At 44.2% G+C, this 22,257-nt stretch carries 16 protein-coding genes; 11 read left to right on the forward strand and 5 right to left on the reverse strand.

Annotation, left to right across the window (positions count from 1 at the left end; genetic code table 11):
• Positions 1-142: 142 nt before the first annotated feature.
• The 3 genes from EKN16_RS31510 (at position 143) to EKN16_RS31520 (ending at position 3,313) form a co-directional block, all read left to right on the forward strand.
• Positions 143-1,021 carry a carbohydrate ABC transporter permease gene (locus EKN16_RS31510; RefSeq protein WP_125665547.1) on the forward strand — a complete coding sequence of 293 codons (879 nt, stop codon included), beginning with the start codon at positions 143-145 and terminating at the stop codon, positions 1,019-1,021.
• Complete coding sequence (locus tag EKN16_RS31515) at positions 1,021-1,857, forward strand: carbohydrate ABC transporter permease (protein WP_125665549.1); 837 nt, start codon at positions 1,021-1,023, stop codon at positions 1,855-1,857. The genes EKN16_RS31510 and EKN16_RS31515 overlap by 1 nt, the downstream gene beginning before the upstream one ends.
• A gap of 130 nt (positions 1,858-1,987) precedes the next feature.
• Positions 1,988-3,313 carry an ABC transporter substrate-binding protein gene (locus EKN16_RS31520; RefSeq protein ID WP_125665551.1) on the forward strand — a complete coding sequence of 442 codons (1,326 nt, stop codon included), beginning with the start codon at positions 1,988-1,990 and terminating at the stop codon, positions 3,311-3,313.
• Positions 3,314-3,775: 462 nt separating this feature from the next.
• On the opposite strand, the gene EKN16_RS31525 is transcribed toward EKN16_RS31520, so the two are convergent.
• On the reverse strand, positions 3,776-5,080 hold the full coding sequence (locus EKN16_RS31525; RefSeq protein WP_125666879.1) for an aminotransferase class I/II-fold pyridoxal phosphate-dependent enzyme: 1,305 nt from the start codon (positions 5,078-5,080) through the stop codon (positions 3,776-3,778).
• Between the two features lie 301 nt (positions 5,081-5,381).
• Between EKN16_RS31525 and EKN16_RS31530 the strand changes: the two genes are divergently transcribed.
• Together EKN16_RS31530 and EKN16_RS31535 are read left to right on the forward strand one after the other, a co-directional pair.
• Positions 5,382-6,170 (forward strand): helix-turn-helix domain-containing protein, encoded by a 789-nt coding sequence (locus tag EKN16_RS31530; protein ID WP_125665553.1) that lies wholly within the window; start codon positions 5,382-5,384, stop codon positions 6,168-6,170.
• A 708-nt stretch (positions 6,171-6,878) separates the two neighbouring features.
• Complete coding sequence (locus tag EKN16_RS31535) at positions 6,879-7,172, forward strand: hypothetical protein (RefSeq protein ID WP_125665555.1); 294 nt, start codon at positions 6,879-6,881, stop codon at positions 7,170-7,172.
• 188 nt (positions 7,173-7,360) lie between these two features.
• Here the strand turns inward: EKN16_RS31535 and EKN16_RS31540 are convergent, their stop codons facing one another.
• A complete protein-coding gene (locus EKN16_RS31540; RefSeq protein WP_125665557.1) occupies positions 7,361-7,993 on the reverse strand; it encodes a pyridoxamine 5'-phosphate oxidase family protein in 633 nt (210 codons plus the stop codon).
• A gap of 165 nt (positions 7,994-8,158) precedes the next feature.
• Positions 8,159-8,887, reverse strand: coding sequence for a GntR family transcriptional regulator (locus tag EKN16_RS31545; RefSeq protein WP_232016126.1), 729 nt, complete (start codon positions 8,885-8,887; stop codon positions 8,159-8,161).
• A 178-nt stretch (positions 8,888-9,065) separates the two neighbouring features.
• On the opposite strand from EKN16_RS31545, the gene EKN16_RS31550 reads away from it, so the two are divergent.
• Complete coding sequence (locus tag EKN16_RS31550; protein WP_125665559.1) at positions 9,066-9,791, forward strand: glucosamine-6-phosphate deaminase; 726 nt, start codon at positions 9,066-9,068, stop codon at positions 9,789-9,791.
• A gap of 26 nt (positions 9,792-9,817) precedes the next feature.
• Complete coding sequence (pdxR, locus tag EKN16_RS31555) at positions 9,818-11,323, forward strand: MocR-like pyridoxine biosynthesis transcription factor PdxR (protein WP_232016128.1); 1,506 nt, start codon at positions 9,818-9,820, stop codon at positions 11,321-11,323.
• 9 nt (positions 11,324-11,332) lie between these two features.
• Here pdxR and EKN16_RS32585 read toward each other — a convergent pair whose 3' ends face one another.
• A complete protein-coding gene (locus EKN16_RS32585; protein ID WP_164523076.1) occupies positions 11,333-11,491 on the reverse strand; it encodes a hypothetical protein in 159 nt (52 codons plus the stop codon).
• Positions 11,491-12,279, reverse strand: coding sequence for an archaetidylserine decarboxylase (asd, locus tag EKN16_RS31560; RefSeq protein WP_125665561.1), 789 nt, complete (start codon positions 12,277-12,279; stop codon positions 11,491-11,493). The genes EKN16_RS32585 and asd overlap by 1 nt, the downstream gene beginning before the upstream one ends.
• A gap of 129 nt (positions 12,280-12,408) precedes the next feature.
• On the opposite strand from asd, the gene EKN16_RS31565 reads away from it, so the two are divergent.
• The 4 genes from EKN16_RS31565 (at position 12,409) to EKN16_RS31580 (ending at position 22,175) form a co-directional block, all read left to right on the forward strand.
• A complete protein-coding gene (locus tag EKN16_RS31565; protein WP_164523077.1) occupies positions 12,409-12,717 on the forward strand; it encodes a hypothetical protein in 309 nt (102 codons plus the stop codon).
• A 165-nt stretch (positions 12,718-12,882) separates the two neighbouring features.
• Positions 12,883-14,031, forward strand: coding sequence for a glycosyltransferase family 4 protein (locus EKN16_RS31570; protein WP_125665565.1), 1,149 nt, complete (start codon positions 12,883-12,885; stop codon positions 14,029-14,031).
• A 360-nt stretch (positions 14,032-14,391) separates the two neighbouring features.
• A complete protein-coding gene (locus EKN16_RS31575) occupies positions 14,392-15,294 on the forward strand; it encodes a copper amine oxidase N-terminal domain-containing protein (protein ID WP_125665566.1) in 903 nt (300 codons plus the stop codon).
• Between the two features lie 176 nt (positions 15,295-15,470).
• Complete coding sequence (locus tag EKN16_RS31580) at positions 15,471-22,175, forward strand: hypothetical protein (protein ID WP_232016129.1); 6,705 nt, start codon at positions 15,471-15,473, stop codon at positions 22,173-22,175.
• The last annotated feature ends 82 nt before the right edge of the window (positions 22,176-22,257 follow it).

Genomic DNA, 22,257 nt, shown 5'->3' on the forward strand with positions numbered 1-22,257 from the left:
ACCTCATTTTCAAATCCGAGAGCATTTTCCCCATTGTAACATGAAATCAATAATTTCCCCCTCTTTGATCATTAGAATCGGTGGGAGCAAGAGGATGAGGGCTCTATACTTGGTTTATTAGCTTAAAAGGGGTGAAGCCACCATGGAAACTGCCAGAAAAAAATGGATTCATCAGCTCGTATTTGTGGGACCTGCTGTATTTTTTTTCGCGCTTATTCTCGTCATACCATTCTTCATGAGCATCTATTATTCCTTTACCGCATGGAATGGTGTCAGTACAAAAGTAACATGGATTGGAATTGAGAATTACAAAAAAATAATTTTTCATGATCCTGATTATTACAAGGCATTCTGGTTTACTTTTCGCTACGCTATAGTTGGAGTCCTACTTACCAATCTGGTTGGTTTTCTCTTGGCGCTGCTGCTCACGCAAGCTTTAAAGACGCGTAATATCCTGCGAACCATCTTTTTTATGCCGAACGTCATTGGTGGATTGCTGCTAGGATTTATATGGAGCTTTATTTTTGTTAAAGGGTTTGCCACTATTGGAGAGCATACTGGACTTGCTTTCTTTAATCTCCCTTGGCTGGGCGATGCACCTACAGCATTCTGGGGCATAGTCATTGTTACCGTCTGGAAGGGCGCAGGTTATGTCATGGTCATCTATATTGCTGGTTTAACAAATGTACCAAAAGATATGATTGAAGCTGCTCGGATCGATGGAGCAACGAGGCTGCAAATGCTCTCGAAGATTACGATACCGATGATCATGCCAGCGATTACGGTATGTCTATTCCTGACCATATCATGGGGCTTCAAAGTGTTTGATCTAATCGTCTCTCTGACTAAGGGTGGACCGTTTAATTCCACGGAATCGGTATCCCTTAACATTTATCAAGAGGCATTCCGCAACAATGCTTTAGGACTCGGCAGTGCGAAGGCGGTTATCTTCTTCGTGATTGTAGCACTAATCACAGTCATCCAAGTAACGATTACGAAGAAACAGGAGGTGGAATCGTAATGGAAACGACCAAACGATATACCTTCCGCTTGTTATCTTTAGAAACAATTGGTATCCTAGTGGCTTTAGTGTTTCTCGTTCCATTTTATTTTGTCCTAACGAATTCGTTTAAGCCTTTCGCAGAGCTGCTTGCCAATACAACAAGTCTACCGAAAGCAGCCAGCTTGCATAATTACATTGAGGCATGGAAGATCATGAGCTTTCCGACCGTGTTCATGCATTCCTTACTCATTACCGTTGCCAGCAATCTGGGGTTGATCATCATCAGCTCCATGGCTGCCTATCGTATGGTACGTGTTAATAATCGTCTAAATCAGATTTTGTTCTTACTGTTCGTCTCGGCTATGATTATCCCATTCGAATCGATCATGATTCCTTTGGTTAAATTAGCAGGTAATATTGGCTTTCTGAACCATATGTGGGGCGCTGTCCTCTGTTACTTTGGCTTTGGCGTATCCTTGAATTTATTCCTTTATCACGGATTTATAAAGTCCATTCCACTAGAAGTTGAGGAAGCGGCTATTGTAGATGGATGCTCCACCTATGGCGTGTTCTGGCGAATTGTCTTTCCACTTCTGAAGCCGATGACCGTTACGATTGTCCTGCTCAATAGTCTGTGGATTTGGAATGATTTCCTGCTGCCTTTGCTGATTATTGGTGGACCAGAGACACGTACGATTCCGCTTGCAACCTATTCCTTCTTTGGCCAATACATGAAGCAGTGGGATCTTGCACTTGCCGCACTTACACTTGGTGTGCTGCCGATCATTGTTTTCTTTCTCGGCATGCAGAAGCACATTATTGAAGGAATTACGGCCGGATCAATTAAGGGGTAAAATGGTGACCAGCCAATCCAATGACAATAAGTTACCCCTAATCGTTCAATTTTCTCCGTATGGTTATTGCTTTTAATTCTTTACACTATGAAATGTAACAAGCGAAACATAATAAAGGGAGGCACTACAAATGAAAAAAATGACCACGCTCACTGTATCCGCCGTACTTGCTTTGACTCTTGCTCTCACAGGCTGTGGCAAAAGTAATTCAGGTACTAATACTCCTGATGCTACAAATGCAGGGAATAAACCTACAACAAATGAATCAACAACACCAAAGAAAAATGTAACCATTAAGATGTTTCAATTTAAAGTTGAAATTGCTGAACAATTACAGCTCCTGGTAAATGAGTATGAAAAAGAAACAGGTGTTAAAGTCCAAATTGAAACCGTTGGTGGTGGAGCCGATTACGGCGCTGCACTAAAGGCTAAGTTTAACTCAGGCGACAAGCCGGATATTTTCAATAATGGCGGATTCTCTGATCTAGATCTTTGGTCTGAGAACCTAGAAGATCTGTCCGATCAACCTTGGGTTAAGGATCTAGTCAAAGGAACAGCTGAGCCGATGACGAAAGACGGCAAAATATACGGGATGCCAATTGGTGTTGAAGGTTATGGCTACATCTATAACAAAGATTTGTTCGCTAAAGCTGGCATAACCGAATTGCCAAAAACAATCTCTCAGCTTGATGCTGCTGCACAAAAATTGCAAGCTGCGGGTATCACACCTTTTGAAAACGGATACGCAGAGTGGTGGGTACTTGGCAATCATTTCGTCAATCTTCCTTTTGCATTCCAAGAAGATCCTAATAAATTCATTGATGGCTTGAACAAAGGTACAGAGAAAATCGCTGGTAACGCTGTATTCGAAAACTGGGTTAAGCTGTTTGACCTAACGATTAAATACGGCAACAAAAACCCGCTGCAAACGGATTACAATACCGAGGTTACCGATTTCTCTAATGGTAAAGCGGCAATGATGCAGCAAGGTAACTGGACACAAGTACAAATCACTAAAACGAATCCAAATGTGAAAATCGGCTTCCTTCCAATGCCAATCAGCGATGATGCAGCTGCAAGCGATAAGCTCTTCGTGGGTGTACCGAATAACTGGGTTATCAACAAAGACTCAGCAGTGAAGAAAGAAGCAAAAGACTTCCTGAATTGGATGGTAACTTCTGATATTGGGAAAAGTTATATCACAAAACAATTTAAATTCATTCCAGCTCTAACAACCATTCCAGCAACAGAAGAAGATCTAGGTGCATTAGCAACTGACATCATGAAATACAGCAAAGAAGGCAAAGTGCTTTCTTGGAACTGGTTTAAATTCCCGCAGGGTGAAGCATCCAGTAAGAAATTCGGCGATGCGATGCAAGGTTATGTAGGCAAACAAGTTACCAAAGAGCAAATGCTCGAAACGTTCCAAACAACATGGGACAGCTTGAAAAAGTAATCAGGGCTCGCTACGCGAACAGAATCATCTTACGATCGCTGTTGCAGCCGAATTCTTTGATTATCTTAACCCTTATAGGGTAAGAATCCGGCTGCAAAGGCGAACACTTCGTTTCTCCAGAACGATTCTGCTCGCTCCGCTATCGCTATCTGTTTCTTTAGTTCAACTCATATAAAACTAAAAAATCTGCATTACCGATAACCTGTTGAGGCGTATCGGTTCTGCAGATTTTTTGCAATTTGTATACATTGGTTTCTAATCATTATAAATGCTTGTCATCACGAATAACAAAGCGGAGCGGACGGAATCGTTCTGAAGAAGTGTTAGCGTTCGCCTTTGTCTCCTGATTTCTACCCTTAAGGGATAGAATCAAAGAAATAAGGAGACAACAGCGATCGTAAGAATGATCCGTCCGCGCAGCGGGCTTTTTCGTTAAGCTTTACTATGTGATTGAAACGGTATTTACTTATTCAGAACTGCAGCTTCCTGAACGGCTTTATAAATCGTATCGAACAATTCTTCAAGGTTTGGTTCTTCGATGCATGAGAATGCAACACGCAGATCGGTCTCACCAAGCGCAATCGTGCCGATTTGATACTCATCAAGCAGACGCACACGAACGGTTTCTGCTTCCACATTGTTCAGCTTCAAGCACATGAAGTAGCCGGAGTTAAATGGATAGTAGGACCACACATCGCCATAGCGACCGCTGTCCAGCAGATCTTTAACACGATTAGCGCGATTCTTCATAATCTCATACTTTTCAGCCTTTTGCGCTTCGAACTCAGGGGATTGCAGCGCACGCAGCACGAAGGTCTGCGATGGATGCGGTCCGCTCGAAATCGTTGCACGGATAATACCAAGTGTCTTTTGCTCCAGAGCACTCAGCATGGCATCAGATTGAGAAGCATACGTGATGAATCCTACACGGAAGCCCCATACATACTCTTCCTTCGTTGCACCATCAATCTTAACTGCAAGTACACGAGGATGAAGATCGGCAAGCTTGCCGAATAATGATTCATGTAAGGAATCTTCAAAGAATAAGCCGAAGTATGCATCATCTGTTACGGCTACGACATTAACGCCAGCCTCAGCAGCATCGTGAATCGCCGCTACAATCTCTGTACCCTCTTGCGGGGTAGGCGTGTAGCCAGTCGGATTATTCGGGAAGTTAAGCAGAACAATTGCTTTTCCTTTGCCCTTTTGTGCAAGTAACGCTTCGCGCAAGCCTGAGCTGTTGAAGCGCTGTTCTTCATTGTATAGCGGATATTCAACGATCACTGCGCCGCGACGGACGCCGAACGTTAATTCATAATTTTCCCAGTTTTTGTTTGGAATAATAACTGCATCTCCGGTATCGGCGAACAAGTCAGCTACGATACTAAGTCCATGCGTCAGAGCGTTGGTGACCACAGGGTTACCGAATGACTTGCCAGCTAGAGCTGGATTCTCCTTCAGCATCTTCGTGCGCCATGCTGCGCGCAGCTCAGGCTTGCCTGCTGGTGGTGCATATTCGTAAATATCCTTCGGATTGTAAGCGGACAACGTGTCTTGAATAACCTTCAAATGCATCGGTTGACCGCCTTCTAGAGCGATACCGATGGTGGCATTGAATTTCTTAGCCTTCGCTTTAGCTTCAGCCGATTGGCTCAGGATGCCTTCCTTCGGGAAATAGATTTCTTTACCGAGAGTGGACAACATTGCGAAAACGTTCGCATTTTCTCGCTCAATCGTAACGTTCAGCTGCTGGGCAAGTGGGTTCATGGACTTCATTCATCCTTCCAAAATTCATTCGTCTATTATAGCTCCCATATGGGAACTATTTAGGTGATATTATAACACTTTTGAGGAGCCCAAGGCCAACAAAGCTGACTATTTATTGAACAATTATTTCTAGGGCTTGTCGAGAGTGATCCAATCGTTGATAGATGACCCTTTTCCTGTTTATTAGAGACAAGGATCTCCTGCTTGCATACCGATTTTACGCTGGTGTATGATGACAACGATAGAGGCGGTTTGCGACAGCTGCCTCGTAAGAAAGTTCATGTGAGGGAGGAAGCTGAAATTGCTGCACTGTGCGCCATCTTCATTTACCTTGATGTCTGCTTTTGCCAAGATTGTATGTGAACCAGGGTGGAAATGGCAAAAAAGAGAGAAGCCTATGGCCAACTATGATTTGTTCTATGTCTGGAGCGGCGAAGGGGAACTTCTATTAAACGGGGAGCCGTTTCCGCTGGGCAAAGGGAGCTGCTTCCTATTCCGACCAGGGGACTTCACGAGTGCCACCCATAATCCGCAGAAGCCGCTGGTACTGACATATATTCATTTTGCTATAACCGAGCCCGTCGATAAGGTGCCTCAATCCTACCGTGTGCTTAACGAAACGGTTGACTTTGAACATCTATTATCGCGATATGTGCGGCTGTTTCTCGTTAAGACCTTCGCTGCGGAGGAAGAAGCTCAGCTGATTCTGAAGCAGCTGATGATTTATCTGCTGCGCGAGGATTTGGAGGGACCTGTGGAGGAGCGGAAGGCAAGCAACCAACTGACGGAAGCGATTCACGAGATCGCTAACTTTATCCGGCAAAATCCAGGTGTTCCGCACCGTGTGGAGGATTTGGCACAGCGAGCACATTTGTCACCGCGGTATTTCTCGATTAAGTTCAAGGAGATTATCGGCACTTCGGTTCAAACGTATATGATTCGGATGCGGATTGATCGCGCACAGCATTTGCTTATGCATGCAGGGATGAATGTGACAGAGGTTGCGGATGCGCTTGGCTACCGGGATATTTTCTTCTTTAGCCGTCAATTCAAACAGTACACGGGCAAGAGCCCATCGGAGATACGGTAAAGAATTTCAGGCTCAATCCCATTATCAGTGGTTGATTATTTTGAAACGGGTCCGTTTCGAGCCTTAGCCGCTTTTTATTCGCCGATAGATGATTCTACACTGCAATTCAGGCGTTCAATATGAAATAACAGGAGCTTTTCCCGTTAATCTTGCTGAGCGGACTGTGGAACCGCTATTCAGATCAAAACACGACTCAAAACAAGTTCCGCGGACACAAGTTCCGCTATCAACTAAAATGTAGCTGTTTTCAGATGATTTGCTGGAGAATAGTGTCTTCTCTGTCCTTTAATCCACCTACATGCAGTGATTGGACTGTAATAAGAGCTTTCCTGTCCGCTCAGCATCTGATTACCTTCGTCATCAACCACTAGTTTTGGTGTTTAGCCGAATTTCTTAAATATATAATAATTAGCAAGTAGTGGGGTGAAACATGGTGTGGGGATGGATTTTACTGCGTATATCGGCCATAGATTAAATAAGAATGATCTTAATCACATGTGTCTTGAACTAAATTCGAACAAATTTATTTACACTCAACACTTCCTACAAGAAATACTTATTTATAATCCTTCTGATGTAAACAAGGTCTGGAAGATCGAAACAGATGATTGGGGTGGAACTATAAGTCTTGATGGACCATGCGGTCTTACGTTTACTTTCTCGGAACATGTTTGTATGATGTCGCATTATACAAGGTGGTTAACATTTTTGTTAAATGACTTAGAGTTTGATTTTAGATCTCACTTAAGAAATGTTTCTTATGAATTAACACGATACTTTAATACGAAATTTGCAATTTATGTGCCTGATAGTTCGAAAAAAGAATCTGCGATAATGGATTTCCTATGGGAGGATGAAAACAAGAGTATTGAATTTATGAAAAAATGGCTGCTTGAGAAATGTGGTAGCCCAAAGGATGAAATCGATTCTATCTATGTAGATTATGAAGATTCTTGGGAATCTGAAGGCTACTTTATAGACTACTTTATAGACTACAAATAACCTCTGCTTCATTAAACTAACGAGAATCGATAGTTCGATAAGGTATGACCTCTTAATGCAAAGGTAACACTTAATTCTCATTCAAAAATCAACAATGAAAAATAACACAAACTGTAATAAAGAAGCAGCCAGCTAGAACAGGATTGAACTTGTTCCAGCTCAGGCTGCTTCTTTAGGTATTTTCAAAACTAGTCACCTATAGTAGGTGTATGAGGGCAATAACGGCGCATAAGCTCCAGCGTTTCCGCATCCATCGGGAGATTGCGCTCTGCAAGGCCCTGTGTGACGGATTGCCGACCTGGTTCTTTCAAATTCTGACCAAACTTAAATTTGCAGCTCGTTTGTGTGGCATCAATTCGTACGACCGCTACACCCTTCAGACGAGGAATATAGTCGGAATCTTCGGCATCAATGGTTTTGTAGCCGCCCTCTGGCTGAAGCTTACGCATAAGTGCTTCAAGGACTGTCGCTTTCTCGTGGGGATCGTCGACGATAACGGCATGTCCATCGAATCTCACGGATTTGAAGTAAGCCGTTGCTGGACATGCCAGCAGTGGATCTGAGAAGTAAGAGGGAATGACGGCATATTCTTTGGCAATGGCGAAGGTGACTGCTTCGTTTGTAGTGAGCTGCTTCATTTTCTCGCCAATTCGGCTGCCGTGAAAATAAATGGCACCGTTCACATATACAAAATTAAGCGGCGTAACGGAGGGCATTCCATCCTCACTGATGGTACCGAGAAAACCAAAGCTCATTTCACTTAAGAAAGCTTCCAGCTCCTCTTTATTCTCTTCGTCGATTGCAAATTCTTTTCTACGCATGGGGCAACCTCCTCGTAACAACTGTTACGAGCATACCTCTGTAAGTGGCAAGTAAAAAGATCCAATTTGATTCAAAAAAAATGTACCATTTCTCGCAAGCCTATCAGCGTCGTTCGATCCTACTGATAAAGATGGTATATGCTTCTATTATGGTGAAATGAAGCTTCAGCTAAAGGTGCGCTTAACAACGAATTTTAGCCGATCGCCGCGGACGATCAGATGAGCATACTCAATCGGCACCTTATGTTCGGTAGACGTTATCGATTCAATCAAGAAGGCGGGCGAACCTTCTGGAACGTCGAAGAAACGGCTGCAGGTATCGTCAATCACAATAGGTTCAATTGATTCTATCGCACAATACGGCGTAAGTTGATATTTGCTGCTCAGCAGTTCAAACAAAGATCCCGTCAAATCATCCTGCAGGAGCTCAGGCGCAAGTCGCCATGGTACGTAAGAGGTAGCGTACTGGAGCGGCTTATTATCGGCATACCGTAAACGGATTAATTTGAAGACAGGATCTTTCTCTATAATGTTCAGAACCGAAGATAGATGGGGTGTGGCGGGTATGAGCCCAATCGATATTATTTTCGAATGTGGCTGCAAGCCCAGATCCTTCATCTGTTCTACAAAGCTCCTCACATGCTTGTTAAGAGCATCTTCGATCTTCGGTGCGCTGATGAAGGTTCCCTTCCCTTGTATACGGTGAATCATTCCTTCGAATTCTAGCTGCTGCAGTGCCAAGCGTATAGTAGTTCGGCTTACAGTATACTGTTCACATAGTTGGGATTCTGTCGGCAGTTGATCACCTGGCTGGTAATTCCCAGATGTGATAGCTATCTCTATAAGTGTCTTCACGACATGGTATAAAGGAGTTCCTTGCTTTGCTTCTTTCAATGTACTAACCTCCCGCGAATTCAACATCATTGTAACATAACCCATCAAATATGTTATAACAAATAAGGTTATGAATACAGTTGACACGAAAATATAACTAATTTATAGTAACGACATCATTGATTTGTAATAACAAATATTTAAGATTGCCTTTTGCAATAAGAAAGGAGAGATAGAGATGGAGTTAGTCGTCGTAAAGGATTATCAAGAATTAAGTCGTGTGGGTGCAGAATGGGTGAAGAAGTTGATCAACGCTAAACCGGATTCGGTGGTTATCCCCGCCTTGGGAAATACGCCAATCGGGATGTATGGGGAATTAACAGCTATGCGAGAGGCAGGCCAGTTCGATACGACTAGGATACGGATCTTTCAATTGGATGGGTATCTCGGGCTGGCACCTGAGGATGAGCGTTCGTTAACAGGCTGGCTGCGCAGATCAATACTAGAGCCTTGGCAGATCGAGGAGAAGCGCGCTGTTCTTCTGGCAGAAGACGGTGTAGAAGTCGGAGCGGTATGCGAGGACTATGATCGGAAGATCACTGAGGCAGGCGGTGTAGATGTACTCATACTTGGGCTAGGTCCGAATGGTCATCTTGGATTCAATGAGCCTCCATCAACTGCCAGCTCTCCAACAAGGGAAGTTCTGCTTACGGCAGAAAGCATTCGCAGTAATGCCGTATATTGGGGAGGCGAAGAGAACGTGCCTAAGTCCTCTTTAACGGCAGGAATGGATGTCTTGCTTGGTGCACGACATATTCTGCTACTAGTGAGCGGAGAGAACAAACAGGATATTTTGCGCAAGACGATAGAAGGTCCAGTTAGTGAACACGTTCCTTCTTCTTTCTTGCAGACGCATCCGAATGTAACCGTTATAGCAGATAAAGGGGCATGGCCTCAGGCATAGTGTAATGTGGCAAGGAGGCGATAGGAGTGGATTTACGGATTGGTTATGAACGACATTATGCGGAGCTTGGCAGGAAGACGGAGGCATTATATGCAGCGCTTCGAGAAGCCATTATCGGGGGGCAATTAACAGAAGCAACACGATTGCCGTCTAGCCGCATGCTCGCTGGCTTATATGGCATGTCGCGGGGGTCCGTTAATCAAGTTTATGACATGCTTGTTGCTGAAGGATTCGTTCGGGCTGCAGCGGGCAGCGGGACATTCGTAGCTTACCCGGCATCAGAGATTAGAGCTAGCTTGGCTGAAGGTGAAGCGATCTCATCGCCAGTTTCACTTTCCGAATGGGCACAGCGGCTTAAACCAGTGGCGATACCACAAGTCGTTGAACCGCAGAAATCTAGCTTAACCTGTGCGCAAGAGCAGGTGAATATTCAGGAAATTAGCTTCGACATCAATAGAGTTGATTCTACTTTATTCCCTGTAGAGGAATGGAAAACCTCGCTCTTTAACGAAGTAAGGGAGATGCTGGAGCCTTGGCCGATAAGGGGCGCATCGATTGAAGGTTACTTACCGCTGCGTGAAGCGATTATCTCTGACCTTCGAAGGGAGCGCGGCATTCATGCAGAGCTATCTCAGCTATTCATAACGAATGGTTCCATGCAGGCAATTGCGCTGCTCTCCATGCTGTTGGTTTCTCCAGGCAGCACCGTTGTAGTAGAGAATCCGGGCTATCCTGGAACATGGCGCGCCGTCGACGCTGCTGGTGGAAATGTCCTGACAGCATCGGTGGATGATAGTGGCATTAAACCTCAGGATTGGGATGCTCAGCTATTGTTTGTAACGCCGACCAGGCAGTTCCCTAGCGGTGCCGTCTTATCGACGAGCAGGAGACTTGAGCTACTGGATTGGGCATCACGCCGGAGAGCGGTTATTGTAGAGGATGACTATGATAGCGAGCTGCGCTGGGGTGGACGTCCGGTCGAGCCGTTAAAGGCGCTGGATAGAGAGAATCGAGTTGTTTATGTAGGGACATTTTCCAATACGATGTTCGTTAACTTGCGGATTGGTTATGTGGTACTGCCGGAATCGCTTGTCGAAAGCTTTCGTAGAGCGAAGTCACTTATGGAGCCGCAGCCTTCAGGTCTCACTGAACAGCGGGCATTGGCACATTTTATGAGGAGTGGTAGTTACGCTAGGCATTTAAGGCGAATGCGGCGTGTCTGCGGGCGTCGGTTAATTCGTTTTCGTGAGGAAATGAAGCGGATGGAGCGCTGGTTCCGGTTCGTTCCAGCTGATGCAGGTCTTCATATGTACGCACAGTGGCGAGGAGATCGGGATGAATATTTCTCGTTCAAGGAGGCTTGCCAAGCAGAAGGTGTGAGCTGGTCAGACGGCAGCAGATTCTGGTTTGGGGAGCCGAATTTTCATACGGCGCTATTTGGATTCGCTCATCTGGATGAAGAACAGATCCAAGCTGGTGTAGATCGTATGGCGACTGCTGCGCTGAAATGGGCGGGAGAAAGCAGACATTAGATCAGCCATCTAATCAGTCATCAAATAGAAAAACGCCATGCGGCTGTTCTCACCTCCAGGAGGATGATCAGCCGCATGGCGTTTTTTTGTGGAAGAAACTTGCGTCGCTGCCAGAGGAAGCGTCAGCCGTTTCTTCTTAAAATATAAGAAAGTATAAGTTTTCTCCATTATTTAGGAAGGATCGTTCCGAGCTTCTCGCCCATTCGGACCTTCAGGCCAGTCTTCAAGTCACTGCGAGGGATGAACGTTTCATCCTCGGTGAGCAAGACAACTGTAGAACCGAATTCGAAGTAAGCTAGATCCTGACCTTTCTCGACTTTATCCTGCCGAGGCTCGACATATTTGATGCTGCTAACATTCATAGCGCCAACTTTGACAACTGCAACCTCAGCGCCGGCATGCCTAATATACGTAATCAGACGTTCGTTCCGACTAAGCACTCTGCGCATGTTGCGCAAGCCGAATTCGTTAACCGGATATACCTTGCCAGGCACATGCTCACGCTCGACAATCATGCCTTCAACTGGTGTATGAATCCGATGGTAATCTGTTGGACTCAAGTAAAGGACCATATAGAAGCCATCTTTATAATTCTCAGTTCGCGGGGAGCGGTTAAGCAGCTCATCGACCGTATAATCCTGACCTTTAACGTTCAAGATTGTGCCTGCTGTAATCGGTCCAGCTCCGGTAATAAGCGCGTCTACAGGGCTGACTAGTGCTGTAGAATCTGCTTCAATAATGCGCATGCCTGGTTTTAAGCGTCTTGTGAAGAATTCATTCAAGGTGCTATATTCCTCAAGCCGTTTCTCGGCTTCATCAACACGAATACCATACATCCGAGCGAATCTCGGGATGAAGCGCCGGCTAGCGGGCGACTGGGCAAATCGACCGGTTATTCGCGAAATCCATTTGCGCGAGCTAAGCTCGGTCATTGATCGGAGCAGCCATTTGGTCATGCCGGTAGTTCACGTCCTCTCTTCATTTGCAGGGTCAAATAGGGTGGTCTCCGAACTAGTGTGACATATCACGACTTATTAATCAATAGAGTTCATTTCCAACAGGTTTAACAGGTCGTTAAGTTGCGAATGCTGGCAAATGAGGTGATGATCGTGATGGGATGGATTTTAGCAGGAGTCATTATTGGCGGTGCGCTGTTGTATCTTCTACGTTCGAGAAGCCGTATCTTGCAAATCATCATCGATGGTTTGGCAGTGCTGGCTTATTTGGGTTTCTTTATGGAGACTGCTTCGAGCGTCTTGCGAACGTTAATGGATGGTACGGTTTTTATGACACAGGTTCACGAGGTGCTGCTTAACTCGATTTTTCTAATAAGTGGGGGCTATTTGGGACCTTATGGCTTGTGTTTCTTGCTTGGACTCGTGAGAAAGAGCTAGCAAAGGCAGTTAGCAAATTTGACCTGAATGATAGCTAAGCTGCACAAACACTCGAGCGGAAATCAGAGTCCATTTCATAAGAACAGGGGAGATGTCGGAGTCCTAATCATTCAAATTTGCGTATGCTATGAAAACAAGCTTAGAAAGAGAGGGGCTGTTGATCTAATGGCGCGACCCAGAATCGCGTTTGTGACGCCGGGTGCTTTTCCGTTGCCATCGCCTAATAGCGGTTCCGTTGAACGTGTTGTGGAAAAGCTAGTTCCGCTTCTCGTGCCATCCGTGCAGGCACGGATTTATGGCCGAATCAGTCGCAAGCTCCCTCATCGCAGTATGCTGGGTGGTGCAGCTTGTGAGCGATATCCGGCAGGCAATAAAAGCCGCTATATAAAGAAGGTTGGAAAAGCAATCGTAAGGTATAAGCCGGATGTGACGGAGGTTGAGAATCGTCCAGGCACCGTCCTTAAGCTTAAGCGTATGCGGCCAAGCGGCCGAGTATGGCTTAATTTGCATTCTGAGACCTTCATTAGGTCCAACTCAATAAAACCTGCAAAGTTAATGAGGAGTTTCAGAGCAGCGGAGAAGATCATCGTTAACAGTGAGTTCCTCCGTAATATTGTTTCTACTCGTGCACCACAATTTACTCATAAGCTGAACGTCGTTTATCCGGGTGTCGATACCGATCGGTTCCAATCGCAATATTCAGTAGAAGGCGCAAGTCGCAGGGAGCGATTACGTGCTTCGCGCGGATGGACGGAACGCAGCGTTGTACTCTTTATGGGTAGGTTGATCGAAAAGAAGGGTGTTCATCATCTGCTCCGTCTGATGCCGGAAGTCGTAAAACAGCATCCTTCTGCCCTACTCGTTATCGTGGGTGGAGCATTCTACGGTTCTACAAGGACAACGGCTTATGTCAGGGAGTTGTACCGGCTTGGACGTAAACTGCAGGGGCATGTTCAATTCATTCCCTACGCACCGTATTCAGAGGTTCCGGATTGGTTCTTGGGAGCGGATGTTGCTGTTGTACCTTCAGGGAGCCGAGAAGCGTTTGGCTTAGTCAACGTGGAAGCAATGTCCTGCGGGCTTCCGGTCATTGCAACATGTGCTGGCGGGATGAAAGAAATTATTGAGCATGGTGTTACAGGTTATTTGGTTAACCCGGCCGAGATAGAGTCGGAGATGAGAATCCACCTACTGGTGCTGCTCCGCAATGATCCATTAAGAGTTTTAATGGGGTTGAAAAGTCGGGAGCGGGTGGAGCAGCACTTCACTTGGCGGCATTCCGCAGCGCGATGGTTAGAATTGCTGCAGGATTAGGGTCATGTCAGTTGAACTCTAAGATGAGAGCGGAAAGATCAATATGAGGAGCCAGAATAGCAGCTGTGAATAAAAGGTTGAAATTTGGCGATAGAATGGGTATTATAGGAATTAATTGAAAGACGGCATTCATAGGACTACTAGCAGGAAGCACCTGCTTGCAGGCTGATTTTAGCTTGCAGGCAGGTGCTTTTTTCGTTGTCTTAAGTCAGAAAGAGAGCGTCGATTATTGTTGAATGGCGGTAGAACATGTTAATGGTTGATGAAACCGAACGTCAAAAATATTGCTTTTCAGTGAAGTAGATAGACCTATTGAAATCCTATATAAATACAAGAAAATTCTAAGGGAGATGAACTTAAATGAAAAAAAGAATGATTTCTACAATTACTGCAGCTGCAGTTCTACTCACATCTTTTGCTTTGGTGCAACACAAGGCAACGGCAAGCCCTTTGCCTAAAATCGTAAGCTCAGATATGCCTATTGCTGTACTTTATAATGCACGTAAAATCTCTTCGGATGTCTCCCCAAAAATGATAGACGGAACCGTACTTGTACCAATCCGTTTTGTTGCTGAAAAGTTGAAGGCTACCATTGATTTAAAAGGAAAAGATATCACTGTAAAAAAGGGAACTAAAACCATTAAGCTTACTATCGGTTCTAAGGCAGCCGTCATCAATGGAAAATCTACTACTCTCTTACAAGCTGCAATGGTAGAAAAGGGGAGAACTCTTGTGCCTTTACGTGTGATTAGCGAAGGCTTAGCAGTAAAGGTTGAATGGGATGCCGTTACGCGGTTTGTTTGGATTGGTAATAAAGATATTCCTGAGCTTAAAGATGTGGCCCCGAAAACAAAGGACATTAAAGACTATATGAATTATTTTAAAGGTAACGAAGGCGAGCTTCAGTTTGAAGGAAGAAATAAAACGACAGCTACAATAATCGCAAATGACTTGTTCCCTTTTCAAGTGGACGGTAGGGTATTTTATAGACTTGATTTAGCAAAGAGTGATAAAGGAAATATATATATTAAGGTCGTGACCACAGACAAAGGGATTATGGTTACTCCTCTCTTCTTTCTTGGACCAGATAATCTCTACAGAACACGTAATTCACCGGCTTATTTAAGAGAGACTGTTGGGAGTATCAGACTAAATTATTATCCTGTTGATGCCCGCGATTCTTATAAAATAAACATGGCTAAATATGTTGGTTTGTATCTCAGTTACGATTCCTTGGTCTTAATGAATAACCCTTGGAGGTAATGACTTTGAAAAAGAAAAAATATCTATCTCTATTGATTATATGTAGTTTATTGCTTAGTATCTCTTCAAGTTTCATAAATCTAGAACCAGCTTCTGCAGCTCCAGGCGGTAATTCCTTTGTAAGTCCTATTCCATGGGAGGGAAAGCCTTCTACTATGCGTTATGCAGTTGGATTTATGTCATACGAGATATGGACTAATTCTAAGGGCGAATGGACAACAAAGCCCCCTAAAGCTGACGTTACAATAGAAGCTCCCTACACATTTTCTTTTCCAGGAAGAACAGTCAATAATGTTTCAATACGAAAATTTAATGTTGCCAATGACGGCCCATTATTTACAGCTTCACGAAATAACGAACCGTATGACGACTATCGTAATCTCGTCGGAACAGAAACTAGTAATCCTGTAGTTATCCCTGGTAGTCTAACGGGAAAAGGGACTAGCTCTATTACATTTAAAGCAAATATGGACGGAAAACTAAATGCCGCAACACCATATGATGTAATTGTAAATGAATTAAATCCTTCTGATTTTGGCCCACTAGTACAAGCTCAAAGATATTATTTCCCAATTGTTTTTGAAATCGAGCTTAACGGCCAACTAGAAGTCCATCACTTCAATAAAGATGGAACTAATATTGATAGCGATTTCCCTGATCAATCTAAGTCTATCAAGGTCGGTGATTCTTTAGGAATAACGCCGGCCACTAACTCCAAATATACTTATAACGGTTACAAAAAAAGCGTTACCTCATCTCCAAGCGGTGGATCTATTATCACAGGAAACCCTCCAGCATTGCCATATGACGGTACTTACGACACCTATTATCTAAACCTCTACTACGATAAGAAAGCCGATGGTAAAGCGCATGTTCGACGCTTAACATCCGATGGTCAAAGCTTATCGTCTGTTTTTCCCGATCAAGATTTGGATATGAACAAAGGAACAAATTACCCCTTTCCACACCCCACGAATGCTTCCTACGCTTACAAGGGATATCTAAAAACAACAACTGGAACGCCGCCGTCGGTAACAGGTACCCCCACAACTGGAGACTTTGGATTAACCCCCTACGAAGGCAGCTTTAATGAACTCTATTTATATCAAATTTACGATCCTGTCGGTGAGATCGGGGAAGTCAATATACGTCATATGGTTCGAACGGGCACTACCGGAACCTTTGCTCAACGAGGTGAGGATAAGAAGTCCGTACCCCTTCCTCATACGTATACCTATTCACCAGATGCTATCTACGGAACAGTAGTGGGAAAAAGCATTTCCTTTACCTCTTATTCCAATACTGTCGGTAGCGGAGCGAGTGCCTACGTAAGTCTTACTTCTGCAGGTAAAAAGGTTTATATCACCTTCTTTTATGAAGAAGTCGGAAACTTCACGGGAGACTTCGATGTTCTACCAAACAAGATTCCGTATAAAAACAGTTTTAGCTTGCACCCTAGAGACTTTCAAATGAACGGATGTACCTACCAAGGTCATTATTTTAGAATTGACCGAGCTGGCAGCTCATGGGAAGGGAATTTGGTTACGAGTCAAACGACCGATTCTAACTTTTCGTTTAGCTCCTACCCTTGGGTAATTGGTGTTGGTGTCCATGACGTTTACATGAAAATCAAGACAAGTTGCGGCGTATCCAATTGGATTGGGCCGAAGCCATTAACGGTGACCGGACCGACTAACAATAATCCACCTAATTTTGATATTGGGTTTGTACGTCCAAGTCAACCAACGATAGCACTACATGAAGTCATTGAAGGAACTGTTCTTGATCTCATTTACATCAACGATCCATCCGTCCCTACGCCAACTGATCCAGACGGCGATAGCCTCTATTTTATGGGGTTTGACTATTCGAAGGGCACAAGCTTTGTTCAATCTATTTACTCGAAAAGCGTTGAGTACGGGGATGGACAGCATCAATTAACGATGGATACGCTTGGCTATCACAATATTTGCGGGCAGATGAGGGATGAATTTGGGGCAACGGCAACGGCCTGTACGTACATTAATGTCGTACCTAAAAATCCTGTGCCCATTATTAAATGTCCCATTCGAGTCATTGCCAATCACCCGATTGCGGATACGGCTTTCGATCCAAGCCGCAGTTACAGTCCAATGGGACTGGCCATTGATCATAGCCGCGATGAATGGAAGAATAAACAAACCAGCTATGTGAATGACACCGGTATGGATATTGCGGTTCAGGTTTCGTTAGACGTGTATGATAGTTCAGGCTTAAAGTCGTTAGCGCCTGATACCTGTACGATCATCGTAGCACCTGATTTGCCGCCGATTGCGAAGCTTGTTGTACCTCCGCTTTCTGTTCGCGGAACCTTGTTGGACATGGTTAATAAATCAACTAGTCCTGATGGTGATCCAATCACCGTAGCGGAGTACAAATATAAATACGATTCAAACAACAATGGCTTTGCTGATGATGCTTGGGTAACAGCAACCGGAACGCTTGCTAAGCTGCCATTCACACCTACCAAAGTGGGTAAATACTTTTTCTACCTCAAAGTAACCGAGCAATATGGGATGTGGGATGATACGGCATCGGATAGTATAGCTTCACTCACTCTTAATGTTGTGAATAATGCTCCAGAAGTTTCTTTTGATATGGTAGGGAAAAATCCGCAGCCCGATCTTGATCCGTACACCCGTATCACGCCTACTGATATGTTGGATTGGGGCGTTTATGTACCGCAAACGGATACGTTAGTCACGAGTAAAGAGAATCTTTGGGAACCAAAACCGAATCAGCTGGTAAGTGGTGAAGGCCGCAATTTCGGTGCACAGTCGCAAAATATCTATGAGTATAATAAGATCATTTTCGGTGGCGGTGGGGCAACCTACGATGAGCTTGTAGCTCAACGGCTCGTCGATAACGGATATGGTCCGAACCGCTTGTCTCCTTGGCGAGCTTCAACGACCTATGATCCCAAATTATCAGCGCCGCTGTTAGATCCAGCTACAAACGATTGGTTTCAGTACCCTGCTTATCTAAGTAGTTCAGGAGCCTTAAAAATTCGTTCAACAAAGAAAAACGTCATTTTCGACAAATACTCTTCAACCTATGAATACAACTACAATACACAGTCCGGTAAATACACAAATGATAGACGCATCTACGGGCTTAATCCTAAAAAGTTATCGCCGATTGATTTCATCGTTGGCAATGGGGGCTCCATTACGAAGAAATATAAAAATGGAAGTCCGTATGATTATGTAATCGGATTTAAAGGCGGAAGTAAGTCCTTGAAATACAACGATGCCGGCGTTGTACGGAATATCATTGCCTACCCCAATTATATAGGCAGCTGGGAATTAGCTGATGGCTATATTTATGCATTTAGATATTGGGATGCGTATATTAATTCCAAAAGTAGAACGCTCGTTGATCTTGCTGTCTACGACTCTCGAACAGGCGTTGAGCTAAGAAGCTCCTTGGATTCCGTGGTCACTCAAAAAGCGCTCGAAGACAGCGCCATAATAGCATCAACAGTAATTGATAGAAGTAAAGGTTATAAGATCATTGTATCAACTACAAACAGCTGGTATGCAAATCCTGGCGCGAAGATCAAGACGATATATGAGATCAATCCTGATCTGACTTTCAAAAAATTATCGGATTGGATGGCCCCTGCACCAAAGATTTCAAGCACGATTTGGAACATGGATACGTATAAACTGGGTTATCGAATTTTTGGAACGTTCTACGATGCCACAGGCTCCATGTACACGTATGAAGGGTATGATTCAACGAACGGTACAGGATTTAAAGGCGTCGCTGATCTGAATATTACGAAATATAATTCAGATTATGCTTTCGTCTGGCGAACATATCTGTCTACGGAAGATCGGAATGTATTAGGGTTAAGTTCACTGGTTAACTACCTTGATATGTACATGTATAATGATAATTCGCCTTTCATGTTCATTAATCCGCTAAGCGGGGAGCTGTATGCGAGAACCCATTATGACCAAGCTCAGCCTGGCAATATGATACCCGACATGGTTAAAGATGTAGATGTTCTCAATACGAGAACGGGAGCCATAACCAAACATTTGACCAACTTCAACAACAAAGATAATCTAGCTCCTTATCTAGTTGAGAATGGACCAAATGGATTGGATAATCCGTTGTTTTACCTAGACCGCAATACAGGGAAAACGCAAGGATCCGCATCAGCTACGTCTACGATTGAAGGCTATCGTACAGATACTGCAATAACTTGTGGTGGATATGATAACTGGAATTCGCGCTCTGGTTACAGTACCGTGTATGACAAAGACGGAAAAGCAGTCGGACAGACAGGATCATCTTGTAACGAAGGGAAAAACATGATAGGAGAGTATTTTGGTGACGGGGTATACGTGTCCATGTCAACGCCTCCGTGTCAAGGCTGTACCTATCCATCATCATTGAAATGGCTGAATATCTCAGTAGGAAAGCCGTCCACTGCTCCTGCATTGGTTAAGGCATTTACGAGCGGACAATTTTACTCTCCTACTCCATTAACCGATGCCGAGGTGAAGTTTAACTTTAGGATCGATGATGTGGATTACGATAATGAATGGCTAGGATACACCTTCCGGATGCAGAATCGTAAGAATGGCTACGCTTTTGAAACGGATGCTAAAAAGGTTCAGTTAGTCTCTTACAAAAACGGAATCCGTTCCGTGTTGGAAACTCAGGATTACGAACTAGTAAGCGGAAAAAGCTATGCGGTAAAGCTGCTAATGGTAGGTAATAAATTCGATTTATTTATTGATAATACGCCGATTTTCAGCACAATTGATGATACCTATGCGAGTGGCCGTTATGGTTATTTCAACAGTAAATCCTTTGTAACTTTCAGCTCGCTTGCTTACAAGGCTTTAACTGAAAATATCGTTTGGTCCGATCAATACGCGATTTGGGATGAAGGAACTGCAAAAGCAGAAGTCGAGTACAATAACATTTTGTTCGATGATCCCGAAAGTGATCCAGCTGTAGAAGGGAAATATGATTGGTCTGTCGCCCATACGGTGAGATTCATTCATAACCAAGGTCTATCGGGCCTCGATGGTAAGACCTTTCATGATGCACAGTTAAATTTCGATAAGGTCGGAGATTATGTGATCAAGCTCAAAGCGAAAGATGATCCTAACCCAGACTATTTATTCCCAAGTAACACCTTTGACGAATATCGAAAATCTTCTAACGAATTTACGAAAAGAATTACTGTCCATCGTCGGCCTGTATCTGATTTTTCAACTGTTCAAGGCACAGACGGGAAAGTCGTTTGGACGGATCGCAGCCATGATCCAGATCGATATATGAGTGCGACCGATTATTCGAAGGAAGCTACAGGAATTGACTACAAGCTAACAAAAGGTGTTGTAGAGAAGAAATTCTATCATATAACTCCTAGTGGTAAATATGTAACGCAGAAATTAGTGACCCCAACAGAAGTAGGAACCTATGAAATTGGTATGGCTGTAAAAGATGAGTATGGAGCTTGGAGCAATTGGTATGTCGTGATGCTTCCGGTTGGTTCTTTACCAGCACCAAACAATCCACCCGTACCAGGATTTACAACAAGTTACATCAATACGTTCCGCGGTGTACCGATCACGATCGATTCCACGGCTCACGATATTGAAGATGGCGGTCGTGAGAATCTGATTCATGATTATTACATGAAGAACGTCACAACGGGTGGCGCTGAAAGCAATGCAAGCAGTGTTCGCACGAGTTGGAGTAAAACCTTTAGCAGTTTAGGTACTTTTAACATCCGGCAAGTTGTGGAAGATTCTGATGGGGCCACGGCACAATATGAGCTACAGGTGACGATTAACAATCGCAAGCCAAGTGCAGTTGTGACTATGCCAACAAGTACGGACCAATTGAACCCGACAAAGCTTATGGTGCTGAGGCCTGATTTTACATGGAGCTATTTGGATCCAGATAATGATACTCAGACACAGTATCAAGCGAAGATATACAAGTACGGTGGTATCTTGCAGCTAGATTCCGGTGTGAAGAACGGGAGCATAGAGGATTGGATTCCAGCAAGTGATCTACCGGAAAAAGTAAATATGTTCATCGTCGTTCGGGTGTTTGATGGTTATGAGTGGAGCGATTATAGTGCTCCTAAGTTCTTTTATATCGAGACGAATCGTCCGCCTACAGCTGATTTTGATTGGTCCCCTAAGCCGGTTTACGAGGGGGACATCCTTATGATTAGTCATACAATCGATGATTTGGACAAGGATACGTTAAGTGTAAATTATGTGGTTACCGATCCGGGCGGGGTTTCAAAAACATATTCAAGCTCACTGCCATTCCCATATGCGATGAGCGGCCCTGTCTTTCAAGCATTAAAGGCTGGAACCTATAAGGTAGCGCTGACGGTTTCGGATGGTAAAGCACCGCCAGTCGTTGTACGCAAAAATATTATTGTCCTGCCGCTGATGGTAGCCGGACAAGTTGGGCACACAGCATTATGGGATCAGCGTCGTAAGGATTATAACCTTAGTGAGAGCAAGAACGAAGATTCACCAAGAGGTTATGAGGTGTTCTGGGCTGGGGAGAAATTCATCCTTTCCGCACAAACAACGATAACCGGAACGCTAACGCAGGCTGAGCGAGTCGTAGTCACGATGAACAGCTATAAGGTAGAGCTGACGGCTTCTAATGATGATCATACTCGTTGGAATGGAGAGCTGTGGGAAGAAAGCTTGGAGAAACTGGCCAATGGCCCGATAACTTTCACCTTTAAGGCGATCTATAATAACGGTACGATCAAGATATCCACCGTCACGGTAACAATTAACGGTAATGTACAGCAGCTTTATGGCGTGCATCGCAGAAATTAACCCGAATCTATTGATGCACCACGCATTTATCGGAAGGTTCTGCACCAATCCATCGATAGGTTCTGCACCAATCCATCGATAG

The organism is Paenibacillus baekrokdamisoli (assembly GCF_003945345.1).
Classification (GTDB): domain Bacteria; phylum Bacillota; class Bacilli; order Paenibacillales; family Paenibacillaceae; genus Paenibacillus_Z; species Paenibacillus_Z baekrokdamisoli.

What these genes read in the sequence shown, in the direction of transcription:
- EKN16_RS31570 (WP_125665565.1), top strand. Translation starts at nt 12,883, where the DNA reads ATGGCGCGACCCAGAATCGCGTTTGTGACGCCGGGTGCTTTTCCGTTG.
- EKN16_RS31565 (WP_164523077.1), top strand. Translation starts at nt 12,409, where the DNA reads ATGCTGGCAAATGAGGTGATGATCGTGATGGGATGGATTTTAGCAGGA.
- EKN16_RS32585 (WP_164523076.1), bottom strand. Translation starts at nt 11,491, where the DNA reads ATGGAGAAAACTTATACTTTCTTATATTTTAAGAAGAAACGGCTGACG.
- EKN16_RS31580 (WP_232016129.1), top strand. Translation starts at nt 15,471, where the DNA reads ATGTCATACGAGATATGGACTAATTCTAAGGGCGAATGGACAACAAAG.
- EKN16_RS31515 (WP_125665549.1), top strand. Translation starts at nt 1,021, where the DNA reads ATGGAAACGACCAAACGATATACCTTCCGCTTGTTATCTTTAGAAACA.
- EKN16_RS31550 (WP_125665559.1), top strand. Translation starts at nt 9,066, where the DNA reads ATGGAGTTAGTCGTCGTAAAGGATTATCAAGAATTAAGTCGTGTGGGT.
- asd (WP_125665561.1), bottom strand. Translation starts at nt 12,279, where the DNA reads ATGACCAAATGGCTGCTCCGATCAATGACCGAGCTTAGCTCGCGCAAA.
- EKN16_RS31525 (WP_125666879.1), bottom strand. Translation starts at nt 5,080, where the DNA reads ATGAACCCACTTGCCCAGCAGCTGAACGTTACGATTGAGCGAGAAAAT.
- EKN16_RS31520 (WP_125665551.1), top strand. Translation starts at nt 1,988, where the DNA reads ATGAAAAAAATGACCACGCTCACTGTATCCGCCGTACTTGCTTTGACT.
- EKN16_RS31510 (WP_125665547.1), top strand. Translation starts at nt 143, where the DNA reads ATGGAAACTGCCAGAAAAAAATGGATTCATCAGCTCGTATTTGTGGGA.
- EKN16_RS31540 (WP_125665557.1), bottom strand. Translation starts at nt 7,993, where the DNA reads ATGCGTAGAAAAGAATTTGCAATCGACGAAGAGAATAAAGAGGAGCTG.
- EKN16_RS31575 (WP_125665566.1), top strand. Translation starts at nt 14,392, where the DNA reads ATGAAAAAAAGAATGATTTCTACAATTACTGCAGCTGCAGTTCTACTC.